Genomic DNA, 12,232 nt, shown 5'->3' with positions numbered 1-12,232 from the left:
GCCTTGATATCCGGATGGTCGAGAATGGCGTCAACCATCTCCTTGTCGCCCTGAACAACATTAAGTACGCCGGCAGGCAGGCCGGCTTCGATCAAAAGCTCNGCCAGACGNAGCGGCACTGACGGATCGCGCTCAGACGGCTTGAGGATNAAGGCGTTNCCNCAGGCCAGGGCGGGTGCGAACATCCACATCGGGATCATGGCCGGGAAGTTGAACGGCGTGATGCCGGCCACGACGCCCAGCGCCTGACGCATCGAAAAGACATCGATGCCCGGCCCTGCGCCCTGGGTATGTTCACCTTTTAGGAGGTGCGGGATACCGCAGGCGAACTCGACCACTTCAAGCCCGCGCTGGATATCGCCTTTCGAGTCGGAAATAACCTTGCCGTGCTCACTTGAGAGCATGTGCGCCAGTTCATCCATGTGGACCTCAAGCAGGCGCTTGAACTCGAACATGACGCGTGCCCTACGTTGCGGATTGGTCGCTGCCCATGCCTTTTGCGCGGTCACCGCACTTTCAACCGCGACCTTGAGATCATCCGGCGTGCCCAGCACCACGCGTGCCTGTACCGCGCCGGTATTGGGATCGAAGACATCGCCGAAGCGTTGCGATGGACTGACGGCGGTGGCGCCGTCGATGAAGTGCGAGAAGTTGCGCATAGGGAACCTTTTATTGCCCCAAAGGGGCGTTGGAAATCAAACGGCTCGGTCGATGTTAAACGCGAAGCGCCGCCACTACGATGATCTCGACCTTGTAGTCGGGCGTCACGAGCTTGACCTCGCCGGTGGCGCGCGCCGGCGGATTCTTTGGATCAATCCACTTTTCCCAGATCGCGTTGACTTCACCGAACTCCGAGATGTCGGCGAGCCACAGAGTGGCGGACAGGATGTGGGACTTATCGCTTCCGGCTTCGGCCAACAGGGCGTCGATCTGGTCCAGAATATCGGTCGTTTGTGCGGCAACAGAGGTGCCCGGTTTACCAACCTGGCCGGCCAGGTAGACGAGGCCTGCGTGTATAACGGCCTGGCTCATTCTCGGGCCAGGATGAAGGCGGGTGATGGTCATGTGTATCTTCCTTGAAGTCGTGTCTAAAGTGCATTGATGTCGGATCGGAACGTCGTGCGTTCAGGCATACCGGGCTATCGCCAGGTCGTCGGATCTGATTTCCGGCTTCTGCCCGGAAATCATGTCGGCCAGCAGCTTTGCCGAGCCACACGACATGGTCCAGCCCAGCGTGCCGTGGCCGGTATTGAGATAGAGATTAGCATATCGGGTGGGTCCGATGATCGGCGTTCCATCGGGTGTCATGGGCCTGAGCCCGGTCCAGAATTTTGCCTGGGTCTGGTCGCCGGCGCCCCCGAACAAGTCTTCGACGGACCGCGTCAAAGTCGCCTGACGAACCGGCGGCAGATCCGTGTTGAAGCGCGCGATTTCGGCCATGCCGCCGGCGCGTATCCGGTCGCCCAGTCGGGTGATCGCCACCTTGTAGGTCTCATCCATCACCGTCGAGACCGGTGCCTTGGTAGCGTCGACGATCGGAACCGTGATTGAATAGCCCTTTACCGGGTAGACAGGGACCTTTAACGCGAGCGGGCGCAGGAGCTCCGGTGTATAGCTGCCCATGGCGCCTACGAACAGATCGGCTTCCAAGTCGCCCTTGTCGGTCGCCACAGCTCGGACGCGCCCGCTGTCATGGATCAGGCGCCGGATCCGCGTATTGAAGAGGAACTTGACGCCCAGCATGGCTGCCCGTTCCGCCAGAAGGGTTGTAAACTTGTAGCAGTCGCCGGTTTCATCGTTCGGCAGGCGCAGCCCCCCGACGAGCCGAGATTCGGCTGCGGCCAAACCCGGCTCCGCCGCGACACAGCCTTTGGCGTCCAGGACTTCGAACGGTACGCCGCCCTGGCGCAAGACGTCTATGTCCTTACCAATCGCGTCTAGCTGCTTTTGTGAGCGGAAAACCTCGAGTGTGCCCAGCATGCGATGATCATAGGCAATGCCGGTATCCTTGCGTAGATCGATGAGGCAATCTCGACTATATTCGGCAAGACGCACCATACGTCCCTTATTGGTGGCGTAACGCGATGCGGTGCAGTTTCCCAGCATCTGCCCCATCCAGATGAGGGTGTCCGGGTCCAGCGTCGGGCGGATGACCAGGGGCGCGTCCTTCATAAACAACCACTTCAGCGCCTTTTGCGGTATGCCAGGCGCCGCCCAAGGCGACGAATAGCCGGGCGATATTTCGCCGGCATTGGCAAAGCTGGTCTCCAATGCGGCTGCCGGCTGACGGTCAAGGACCGTCACCTCGTGCCCCGCCTTGGCGAGGTAATAGGCTGACGTCACGCCAATGACCCCAGCACCCAGAATAATAATCTTCAAAGTCTCAGTTCCTCTTCTGACTGACTGTTGGCGGACGGCGGTGGGGACACGGCTTCGATAAGGACCCGCCGGAATCGGCGCCCCAACCGCGTGAGGATTTCGTACGAGATCGTGCCGGCGGCCTCGGCCACCGCATCAATCGGGCTGTTGTGCCCAATAAGTTCGACCTGCGTTCCCAACCCGACCGTGCCGGGATCAAGATGAGAGATGTCGATGGTCATGGTGTCCATGGAGACCCGCCCCACGATCGGCAACCGGATAGCACCCAACCAGGCCGCGCCGAAATCACCAAGGGATCGCGGCAGACCGTCGGCATAGCCGGCTGCTATGGTCGCCAGCACCATGGGTCTGTCTGCCTGAAAGGCGCCGCCATATCCGACCTTTGCGCCTGTTGAGACGCGCCGGGTTTGCACGACAGGGACAGTCAAGCTAACAACCGGCGTCATCGGATTAGGGCCGCCGGAAGTGGGGGCGCCGCCATAGAGCGCGATCCCGGACCTGACCATGGCGCCGCGAAAGTCTGCGCCCAGGAAGATGCCGCCCGAATTGGCAAAGCAGCCGGGTGTCTCTGGAAATAAGGCGCACGCGTCGCGGAATGTCGCCAGTTGATGAAGGTTCTGTTCGCTGTCGCGTTCATCGGCGCAGGCCAAGTGGCTTATTAACCATTTGAGGTCCAGCATGTCACGCAACGGCTTGTTATGGGCAATGGCCGAGGCCTCGGCTAAAGAGAGGCCCAGCCGGGACATGCCGGAATCAACCTGCAATACGGCCGGCAGCATCCCACCCTGCGATCTCGCCAGGCGCGCCCAGTTCTCGACCTGCTCGACGCCGTTCAGTACCGGAATGACCCCCAAATCCGCGCATTGCCCCTCCTCACCCGGCATTAGGCCGTTGAGGACGTATACTCTGGCAGCCGACGGGAGGTGCGGTACGATCGCGACCGCCTCGTTAAGATGCGCCACGAAAAAGTCCTGGCAGCCAATCGCGCATAGAGCCTTTGAGACTGCAACGGCCCCAAGGCCATAAGCATCGGCTTTCACCACTGCGGCGACCGGCGCGGGAGCGGCAATTGAACAAAGAAACCGGTAATTCGTCTGGATGGCAGCCAGATCGATCACAAGCCGCCCGGAAACGGGCTCCGTACGCATATTCATTTCAAACATCGCACACCAATATCAACGTAGGTGTTGATTTTAGCGCAAGGATCGTCGAATGTTTGACCTGGTTGCGCCCGATTCATCCATCTGGCGGCAAAGCTTGCAATTTTCGACAGCGATTTGGAATAAACGTGCGCCACCTGGATTCTATCGACCGTAAAATCCTTCAACGACTCAAGATCGATGCACGCATGAGCAATGCAAAGATCGCGTCAGAAGTCGGATTGTCCGCATCCGCTTGCCTGCGGCGTATCCAAATGCTGGAGCAACAGGATGTTATCCGGGGGTATACGATCTTGCTCGGACAGGAGTCCGGCAACCAGAGCATGGCCGTCATCATCAACATCTCACTCGAAAAGCAGACCGAGACCCAGTTCCAGAAATTCGAGGCCGCGGTGCGTCGCCACCCTGAGATCCAGGAGTGCTTTCTCATGACGGGTGAGTCGGATTACATGTTGCGGGTGAACGCCGAAAGCGGCCCAGATTTCGAGCGCATTCACAACGACGTCCTGTCTAAGCTGCCAGGCGTGCAACGTATTCATTCGAGCTTCTCGATCAGGAATGTGCTTACCAGCCGCAGTCGTGCCACATCGGCCGGATGACGTCGCCCCTCTACCTCATAGGCGTTTTAGAAATGCGCTAATACGCTGGATAACCTCGGATTGTGAATCCCGGTGCAAGATATGACCGCCGCCGCTGATGATAAACATTTCGCTACCAGCCCCTGCCCTGTCGCGAATCCGCTGCGGATGCGCCAGCGAACCATATTCGTCTTGATCACCGTGCAAGACAAGAATTGGACAAGGCAGTGCCGCCAGTTGAGTATCGAGGCTCCAGTTAGCAAACGGAGCCGACATCCAGGTGTCCGTGGAGGCTTTCAATAACCATTCTGACTTTAGCCCGTGATAGCGGGCCAGTCGGTCGAATTGCTGCGGGTTCGCGAAGGTCGTTTTCGCCGTACGTAGGCCCGCCAGGCGGTTCTCGTCCATAAAGGCGAGACTGCCAAGCGTAATGACCACCTCGGTGTTTTGATCCGCCGCCGTGGCGGCCATGGCACCGCCCACGCTGTGACCGATCCCAGGGCGTCATGAAACAGGACGATTGTCGGACCGTTGGCAGCCGCGTTCACAGGGCGCACCACTTTTGTCCAGCAGCCGAATCCGGCGATTGTCATCAGGGTTTCTGTGATGTCGATCCCGTTCAAAGACATTTGCGACGACTCCCTTAGGCCGTTTAAGAAGCGCACAGATGACCTCTGATGCTTAGTGCCTTCTCTAGGATGGCGACGCCCTCTTCCATCACTTCCTCCGAAGCCGTAAGTGGCGCCAGCCCCGGATAGGTATCCACTGTCGTTGTGCGTATGTCTGGCCCGAAACCATTGCGCCGAAGGCCGCAACGACGACTGCGGTCGTCGTCAAATACATATTCGGCATTCTCATCACCCTGTGCTTCTACGACGCACCCGAAGGCGACGTCCTTATTTGCAGTCACTATTCGCTTGTTTGCCCGCTCCCTACTAGGCCATGCCATCCCAGACGAAAGGAAACGGCCCGCCGCAGGTTAGACGCTTCACAGTCGCTAGGGTTTTCCGACAAAGCCGGCTGGATGGACACTTCTTACTTGGGGGTCACGCGCTAGGGAGCACGCCTGACAGTCCATCCAGCCTAGTTTTCCGTAGGGAGGCCCGGAGCTAGAAGTCCTTCCGCAACGTGATGCCGATCTCGCGACGGTTCGTTACGGTGCCAATGCTCAGGCCGGACGGGACGCCATAGACGGTCCACGGACCACCATCGGTGTCCTGCACGACTTCATCGAAGAGGTTCTTGGCCCAGAGACTGATTTCCCATGATTCATCGGGCCCCTTGATGCCGAGATAGGCGTTAACCTGCATAAAGCCAGGCATATAGTTGGCAGTTTGCGGGAAATAGGCCTTGTTGCGGTAGATCGCATTGGCGCGAATATAGGAGTCTAGACCGGCGATCTCGAAGTTATAGGCCGTATTCGCGCTGATGCTGGTCGAAGGCAACTGGCCCAGCGCCTGGCTGGACACGCACTGGCTGATATAGCTATTTTTCTGAACCATCGGCGTGCCGGTCACGTCTGGCGTTCCGTCGCCATTGTAGTCGTTACAAGGCAGCAACGCATTGACGAAATGGGCGTCAGTGTAGGTGTAGTTGATACCGGCATTCCAAGACGGCGTGATTGCATAGCGCAGCTCAGCTTCTACACCGCGGCTAACAGCATTGCCGTTCGCGTACATGGTGCCAAAGCAGATCGGGCCGGTCGGCGTGCCATCATTCGTCGCGTACGCCATCCCGGTCTCATTCGGCACACCGGTACATGCGACGTTGAACATCGAAGCGATATAGCCGTCATACTTCTGATCGAAAAGCGTCAGGTTGGCTGTCAGACGACGATTGAACCATTGAGACTTCAAGCCAATTTCAGTCGACTGAGAGTGTTCTGAATCGAAGTTAGCGGTACTTTGCGGTACCGGATTAGTGGCCGTATTGGCGCCACCAGAGCCAGGTCGGAAGGATGTGCCGTAGGACACATAAGCCATGACATCGCGGCTGAACTCATGTGAGTAGCTGGCGTTTCCGGTGATGGCTTGGTAGGTGGTATTGGGGCCGCCCCCGAAAAGGTCGATATTGGAGTGCGAATAGCGAAGGCCGAGCGACAGCTTGTCCTTGGCGCTAAGATTGAATCGCTGGTTGGTGAAGACGCCGTAGTCCTTGCTTTCCCCTGCTGATGGGAAGCTCGTAAAGAAGGGAATGAAGGCAAAATCACTCGTGAACTTGACGGAGCTGGAGAAGACGCCGTAGGTGAAGTTATAGAATTCCCCGGCCGTTGATTCAAACCGTAGCTCGTTCGTAAAGGTCTTCGTGTGGTCGGCGGCGAGGAGCCAGGTCGGTATTTGATTGGCCTGGCCGATTCCGGCGAAATCGAAATCCTGCCCGCCAGAGCTGTTGACATCATTATAGCCACCCAAATAGTTGATCTGATAGTCACCCAAATCGTATTTGGCGCTCAAGGTTGTTAGGTTACCGCGATACTTGACCGGGCTTGGACCGGTGTTCAAAGAGACACGATCTTCCAGCGAATAGGTTTTGCCGCAACCGACCGAGCCGACGATGACAGCTCCGCCGGAATCACCTGCACAAGGGGCCGTGCCCTGAATCGAGCGGTAGAAATCGCGATCTTCACGAATATATTGATGCATCAAGTTGAGTTCGAGGTGTTCGATCGGCCGCCAGGTCAGGGTGCCACGAGCACCAACGGTTTCGTGGTAGGACCCCTTGCCGTTGCCGATGCTCTTGATCTCGTTGTCGTCATTGTAGTCGTACAAACCTGCGACCCGGAACGCAAGCTTGTCCGTAATCGGACCGCCATAAGCGGCCTGGACATTCTTGCCGTTGTGGTCGGTGAGAGAGCCTTCGATAAAACCGCTGCTGCTGGTAAAGCTGCCGCGCTGAGTGGCGACCGTTATGGCGCCCGACGGAGACGGACGGCCGCGAAGTGTACCTTGCGGGCCACGCAGAACTTCGATTTGCCCGACATCGAACAAGGCGTTGAACGCGTCGGTCGTGCTGATCGGCACTTCGTTCAGATAGACTTCGACCGTGCTGGTCGCGCCACCGGTGCCGCCATTGTTCGGCATCTTGATACCGCGCATAGAAATCGACTGTTCGCTACCACTGGTCCTTGTCAGCGAAAGGCCGGCAACTGCGGTCGAGACTTCCTGGAAGGAACGGATCTGCATGTCCTGTAGCGCTTGCCCGCTGACAACATTCACCGTCTGCGCCACTTTTTGAACCGGTTCGCGGCGCTTGTTCGCCGTGACGACAACGACCGTGGAGTCGTCCGCAGGCGCGGCGGCAGGCGCTACCGGCGCGGCTTCCTGAGCGAAACTCGCTCCCGCCAAGGCAAAAACACTCACCCCGACCATGAGGGCAATCGCCTTGTGAGGCAACATTGACGTATATGATTTTAGCATGTCATTTTCCTTTAACCCTGCGCCTCGAATTGACATGAGGCTATCCATTTTCTTGGTAGTGCGCCGGTCGTGCCGCTCTCGGCTTACCCTGCACAGCCACCCTTCCCTTATTCTTGCGATAGGCGGAGTTGCTCAGCGCTATCTCACATCGGAAGAAAAGAGATAGTTTGACATAACCGTCAAATTCAAAATCGTGGCCAGGGCGGACTGTTATCACTTATAACTACTATGTACCATATTTAACGCACTATGTTTCACATATTGGGAAAATTTCCGCCGCCCCACGTTTTGCCCACCACTACGGAATTTGGCTGGCGACGGTCACCGGCCCCAGCAAGCCTGCAGGCCTGAGCGGTGCGTCGGCTGTATAGGTCGCAGCGGCCGTAAAGGTGTTCTTTTGCGCGCCGGGCTAGGCATCACCGATTAGGCGGTTGCCCCAAAGACAAGGTCGCGCTCGCCCCGGCGAGACGAAAGCCGTTACCCTCACGGCTGATCAGCGTTTGCTGGCTCACTTCGACGTTGCGGCTAACGCCTGGGTCGTCGTCTCCGGAACCTACAGCGTTGCCGTTGCAGACAATGCTTCCGACCCGGGCGTCACGGGCCAGACCACGGTCAAGGCACGCAAACTAAAACCGTAAGTGACATCGGGGAGCGGCAGAGGGTCCGCTCCCCGATGTTTGCGTGACAACAGAGTTGACAAACTTCGCGCAAGCCTATTTGATTATAATCAATAACTATAATGGATTGGAACGATCGGCTCGCCGGCATCTGGGATACATGGAGAACGCTATGGAGTTTCCGAAGCGCCTGGCCTTGATTGGTCTTGCCTTGTTCGGCCTGACGGGTGCCGCCAAGGCCGAACCCACACTGGCTTTCGTGTTCGAAGAAACAGTTACCTCGGCGGCCGATATCACCCCTGGGACGACAGCTCTCGGCGAACGTAATATCATGCCTATAACGGGTGGAACCTTCGAGCCCCCCTGCCAGCGGCCCGGCCGTCAGGATTCGCTTTTGCAAAGTCAACTAGGCTGCTCCCATGAAACGCTTCGTCCTGCCCGTGTTCGTTCTCAGCTTTCTCTTCGTTTGCTCCAGCGTGTTCAGTGCACCGGCAAGGACGTTCACGCCCTCGGCAGTTGCCTGTACGGCGATGAGCAAAGCCAATAAAGTTTTGGGCGATCCGACTGCCACAATCGAGACGGCCACCTGGCATGGCCAGCCAGAAATCCTCCAGAAACAGGTGGCGCCGGGGTTATCTGCCCCAATATCCGTTACCCAACACTGCGAGATCATTGGGCGTCTGGAGCAACGCAAAGGTCTGAACGGCCAAACCTATGCGGTTCGCTACCATTTGCGTTTGCCGACCCAATGGAACGGCAAATTCTTCTTCCAAGGTGGAGGCGGCAGTAATGGTGAATTGGGCGATGCCATGGGACGCGTCGGTTCCGATGGATCTAACGCCCTGGGATTGGGGTACGCCGTCGTAAGCCAGGATTCCGGCCACGACAATGCCATCAATTCCGACCCGGCATTTAACGGCGCGGTCGCCTTCGGTTTCGACCCCCGTGCACGCAGAAATTACGGTCATACCTCGCTGAAGCTCGTAGCCGACACCGCCAAGACCTTGATTGCCGGGTATTATGGACGAAAGCCGCAATACAGCTATTTTGTCGGATGCTCGAAGGGTGGTCAGGAAGGCATAACTTTTGCACTGTTCTATCCCGATGAATTCGATGGCATCGTCGCAGCCGCACCCGGCTTCGCCCTGCCACGGGCTGCCGTGGCCGAGGCCTGGGACGTGCAGAACTTTGCCGCCCTCCTTCCGGCTTCAGAACATAGCGGTGATCTGAGCGGCCTCTATAAGACCTTCAGCGCAGCCGACTTCGACCTAGTAAGATCAGCCATCTTAGGAGCCTGCGACAAGGATGACGGCTTGGTCGACGGTATGGTCGGCGATATCTACAAGTGCACGGATGAAAAAGTCCTGCATCAGCTGAGCCAGGTGACTTGCAGTGGCGAAAAGACAGCTGCCTGCGTCACACCCTCTCAGGTGACCGCACTGACCCGTGTTTTGACCGGCGCCAAGTCCGGATCGGGCCGTTCACTCTACGCCAGTTGGTTCTGGCCGTCGGGAATCGCCGGCGATGCCTGGCGGATGTGGAAAATCGGGTCGGCCGACGGCCGGGTCCCGCCTCTGAATGTGGTTCTAGGCGGATCGTCTCTCGCCGCGGTCTTCACCACACCGCCGACGGCGCTTGCCGACACGGCGGCGATAGCCCAATACCAAATGCATTTTGATTTCGATCGCGATGCGCCTCGGATCTATTCGGTGTCCGCGCCTTTCCTGACTTCGGCCTGGCACGATGTGGGCTCGCGCTCGCCCGACCTCTCGGCATTCCGTGCACACGGCGGCCGACTGATCGTTCCGCACGGCGAATCCGATCCGGTCTTCTCGCTCAAGGACACGCTCGCCTGGTTTGATGAGGTCGATGCCGAAACGCATGGACGTGCCGCGACCTTCGTGCGCGTCTTTCCCGTTCCCGGCATGTGCCACTGTGGCGGCGGCCAGGCCACCGACAATTATGACGCGTTCGGCGCCCTCGTCGCCTGGGTTGAAAAGGGGGCCGCCCCTGCCAGCCTCTTCGGCACGGCTGGCCCAGGCTCGCCATGGCCCGGTCGGCAGCGGCCCATTTGCGCCTATCCCAAGGTCGCGCGCTACATCAGCGGAAACACAGAGGCTGCGTCCAGCTTCGAATGTCGCGCCTAGCACTTACGAACGGACCATAATCAAAAAGGAAAGAGGAGCGATATGCACGCAACGCGTTCACAAACACAAACAGCCACCAAGCTCGGTGGCTTTCGCCTGCTGTTGCTCATCGTAACCTGCGGCCTTATCATGCTGCTCGAAGGGTTTGACATCCAGGCCATGGGCATAGCGGCCCCGCTTTTAATGCCGCTGTTGAAACTCGACCCGGTTCAGGCCGGTGAAGTCTTTTCCGGCGGCCAGGTGGGCGTCGTCCTGGGCGCCCTCATGGGTGGCGCGATTAGCGATGCCTGGGGCCGTCGTAACACCCTGCTTTTGGCAGTGGTCATCTTTGGCCTGTTCAGCCTATCAACCGTATTTGTGTTTAATTTTGAGACCTTGCTGGCGGCCCGCGCCCTGACAGGTTTGGGTCTGGGAATGGCGATGCCGAATGTCATTGGCCTGGCGATCGACTCCGCACCCGCACAACATCGCGTCAAGGCGGTTACCGCGATCATGGCAGGCATGCCGCTTGGCGGCGCAGCCGTATCCGCATTCGCGGCCGCCTACATGAAACAACTTGGCTGGCACTCCTTATTTTACCTGGGCGGTATCATTCCGCTCGCCCTCATCGTCTTGATCATCACCTTGCCCAACACAAAGGGGATCAAGGCATCCGGATCGACGGGCAAGGGTATCGACGCCCTCTTTGGTGGTGGCCGGGGCGTAAGCACCTTGCTCCTCTGGATCGTCTTTTTCCTGACCTCCAGCGTCCTATACATGATGCTGAACTGGCTCCCCTCCCTAATGACCTCGCGCGGCTTCGATATCTCGATGGCGCAACTTTCGTCACTGGTCTTCAATCTGGTCAGCGTTGTAGGCAGTCTGCTGATGGGCGTAATCGTTGACCGGTTCGGTTACAAGTGGGCCATGCCGCTTGCCTATGTCGGCTTCTTGGCAGGTATCTGCGGGATGGCCTTCACACAGACGTTCGAGCCGCTGCTCATCAGCGCCGGCCTCACAGGGTTCTTCCTCCTGGGCGCCCAATATTCACTGGGCGGCGTTTCGCCGATGTATTACCCGCCTTCCGCCCGCGGGCTCGGCACCGGAGTCGCGATCGCATTTGGGCGAATCGGCTCAATTACGGGTCCGCTGATGGCGGGCTATGTCCTGAAAACGGGTCTGGGACCTTTCCACGGGCCCGCCGGCGTTGCCATGGCTATGATACCGCTGGTCATCATCGCCGGCCTCGCCGTCTGGTTGCTAACGGGAACGGCCAAGATCTTCGCTGAGTAGGGGGTCAGCGCCAGCCAGGATCACCTAATCGCCTAGCCGGGAGAGCTGCGTCAAACCCAGCAAGAAATTGTCGATGTCTACGCCCTTGAGCGCCAGGTGGAGACGGCTTTTGTGGGTTTCCTGCCCGGCCTTAGCACTGATAAGTATGTCAACCCCCGCAGGCGTCAGTTGAAGCTGGTTGGCGCGCCGATCCTTGGCATCTACGACCCGCTCGACCAATCCACGCTTCGACAGGGAATCGACCAGAGCGACAATATTTGGCCGTGCAATTTTGAGCTTGTCCCCGATGACATGCTGCCGGACGCCTGGATGCGCTTCGATTAGAAGCAGCGCGGACAAATCGACCGGGCGCAAGTCTAACGCCTTCAAGGCCTCGATGATATCGCCGAACACCGCCAACTGCGCCAAACGAAGCTTGAATCCGATCTGTTCATCGAGTTGGGGGGTCTGAAGGGATTTGGATTTCGGCACGGTAATCTCTCTGGTCATCAAGGAGGACGTAGGTTTACCAGAAATACGAAGAGAGCATACAAAAATGATGACACCCCTTAATTGGTATGCAACATACCTATTATAGATGGAAACTTTCTTTAACAGACCTAGGCAGGGTGGGGAGTATCAGATGCTTGACCGCGTTCGTGCAAGTTTTCGTGCCCTGGTTAT

General features: G+C 58.2%; 12 protein-coding genes. 5 read left to right on the top strand and 7 right to left on the bottom strand.

The window, feature by feature from the left end; translation table 11 throughout:
- The 4 genes from B060_RS0115590 to alr form a co-directional block, all read right to left on the bottom strand.
- On the bottom strand, nt 1–659 hold a 659-nt coding region (locus B060_RS0115590), incomplete at its 3' end, for an aldehyde dehydrogenase family protein (RefSeq protein ID WP_018082732.1).
- Between the two features lie 55 nt (nt 660–714).
- On the bottom strand, nt 715–1,065 hold the full coding sequence (locus tag B060_RS0115585; protein WP_018082731.1) for a RidA family protein: 351 nt from the start codon (nt 1,063–1,065) through the stop codon (nt 715–717).
- Nucleotides 1,066–1,125: 60 nt separating this feature from the next.
- Nucleotides 1,126–2,379 carry a D-amino acid dehydrogenase gene (locus tag B060_RS0115580; protein ID WP_018082730.1) on the bottom strand — a complete coding sequence of 418 codons (1,254 nt, stop codon included), beginning with the start codon at nt 2,377–2,379 and terminating at the stop codon, nt 1,126–1,128.
- Nucleotides 2,376–3,527 carry an alanine racemase gene (gene alr, locus B060_RS0115575; RefSeq protein ID WP_244874634.1) on the bottom strand — a complete coding sequence of 384 codons (1,152 nt, stop codon included), beginning with the start codon at nt 3,525–3,527 and terminating at the stop codon, nt 2,376–2,378. Before alr ends, B060_RS0115580 begins: the two co-directional genes overlap by 4 nt.
- A 140-nt stretch (nt 3,528–3,667) precedes the next feature.
- On the opposite strand from alr, the gene B060_RS0115570 reads away from it, so the two are divergent.
- Nucleotides 3,668–4,138, top strand: a complete 471-nt coding sequence (locus B060_RS0115570; RefSeq protein WP_085931828.1) for an Lrp/AsnC family transcriptional regulator — start codon at nt 3,668–3,670, stop codon at nt 4,136–4,138.
- A gap of 15 nt (nt 4,139–4,153) precedes the next feature.
- Here B060_RS0115570 and B060_RS24800 read toward each other — a convergent pair whose 3' ends face one another.
- Together B060_RS24800 and B060_RS0115555 are read right to left on the bottom strand one after the other, a co-directional pair.
- Complete coding sequence (locus B060_RS24800; protein WP_269078013.1) at nt 4,154–4,600, bottom strand: alpha/beta fold hydrolase; 447 nt, start codon at nt 4,598–4,600, stop codon at nt 4,154–4,156.
- 626 nt (nt 4,601–5,226) lie between these two features.
- A complete protein-coding gene (locus tag B060_RS0115555) occupies nt 5,227–7,533 on the bottom strand; it encodes a TonB-dependent receptor (RefSeq protein ID WP_155847720.1) in 2,307 nt (768 codons plus the stop codon).
- 431 nt (nt 7,534–7,964) lie between these two features.
- Here B060_RS0115555 and B060_RS26635 point away from each other — a divergent pair, with 431 nt between their 5' ends.
- The 4 genes from B060_RS26635 (at nt 7,965) to B060_RS0115545 (ending at nt 11,569) form a co-directional block, all read left to right on the top strand.
- Nucleotides 7,965–8,171 carry a fibronectin type III-like domain-contianing protein gene (locus B060_RS26635; protein WP_236621602.1) on the top strand — a complete coding sequence of 69 codons (207 nt, stop codon included), beginning with the start codon at nt 7,965–7,967 and terminating at the stop codon, nt 8,169–8,171.
- Nucleotides 8,172–8,322: 151 nt separating this feature from the next.
- The gene (locus tag B060_RS26630; protein ID WP_018082724.1) at nt 8,323–8,697 is read left to right on the top strand and encodes a DUF3237 domain-containing protein; all 375 of its coding nucleotides are present in this window, start codon (nt 8,323–8,325) and stop codon (nt 8,695–8,697) included.
- The gene (locus B060_RS0115550; RefSeq protein WP_018082723.1) at nt 8,681–10,297 is read left to right on the top strand and encodes a tannase/feruloyl esterase family alpha/beta hydrolase; all 1,617 of its coding nucleotides are present in this window, start codon (nt 8,681–8,683) and stop codon (nt 10,295–10,297) included. Before B060_RS26630 ends, B060_RS0115550 begins: the two co-directional genes overlap by 17 nt.
- 42 nt (nt 10,298–10,339) lie before the next feature.
- Nucleotides 10,340–11,569 (top strand): MFS transporter, encoded by a 1,230-nt coding sequence (locus tag B060_RS0115545; RefSeq protein WP_018082722.1) that lies wholly within the window; start codon nt 10,340–10,342, stop codon nt 11,567–11,569.
- Between the two features lie 24 nt (nt 11,570–11,593).
- On the opposite strand, the gene B060_RS0115540 is transcribed toward B060_RS0115545, so the two are convergent.
- Nucleotides 11,594–12,040 carry a MarR family winged helix-turn-helix transcriptional regulator gene (locus tag B060_RS0115540; RefSeq protein ID WP_236621601.1) on the bottom strand — a complete coding sequence of 149 codons (447 nt, stop codon included), beginning with the start codon at nt 12,038–12,040 and terminating at the stop codon, nt 11,594–11,596.
- Nucleotides 12,041–12,232 lie beyond the last annotated feature (192 nt).

The organism is Asticcacaulis benevestitus DSM 16100 = ATCC BAA-896 (assembly GCF_000376105.1).
Lineage (GTDB): Bacteria > Pseudomonadota > Alphaproteobacteria > Caulobacterales > Caulobacteraceae > Asticcacaulis > Asticcacaulis benevestitus.
The sequence above is the reverse complement of the archived record's forward strand: the minus strand, read 5'-3'. Positions and strand labels throughout refer to the sequence as shown.

Bases quoted from the DNA above. Each gene is read 5' to 3' on its own strand.
- B060_RS0115585 (WP_018082731.1), bottom strand. From the start codon at position 1,065: ATGACCATCACCCGCCTTCATCCTGGCCCGAGAATGAGCCAGGCCGTT.
- alr (WP_244874634.1), bottom strand. From the start codon at position 3,527: ATGCGTACGGAGCCCGTTTCCGGGCGGCTTGTGATCGATCTGGCTGCC.
- B060_RS0115555 (WP_155847720.1), bottom strand. From the start codon at position 7,533: ATGCTAAAATCATATACGTCAATGTTGCCTCACAAGGCGATTGCCCTC.
- B060_RS26630 (WP_018082724.1), top strand. From the start codon at position 8,323: ATGGAGTTTCCGAAGCGCCTGGCCTTGATTGGTCTTGCCTTGTTCGGC.
- B060_RS0115550 (WP_018082723.1), top strand. From the start codon at position 8,681: ATGAGCAAAGCCAATAAAGTTTTGGGCGATCCGACTGCCACAATCGAG.
- B060_RS0115545 (WP_018082722.1), top strand. From the start codon at position 10,340: ATGCACGCAACGCGTTCACAAACACAAACAGCCACCAAGCTCGGTGGC.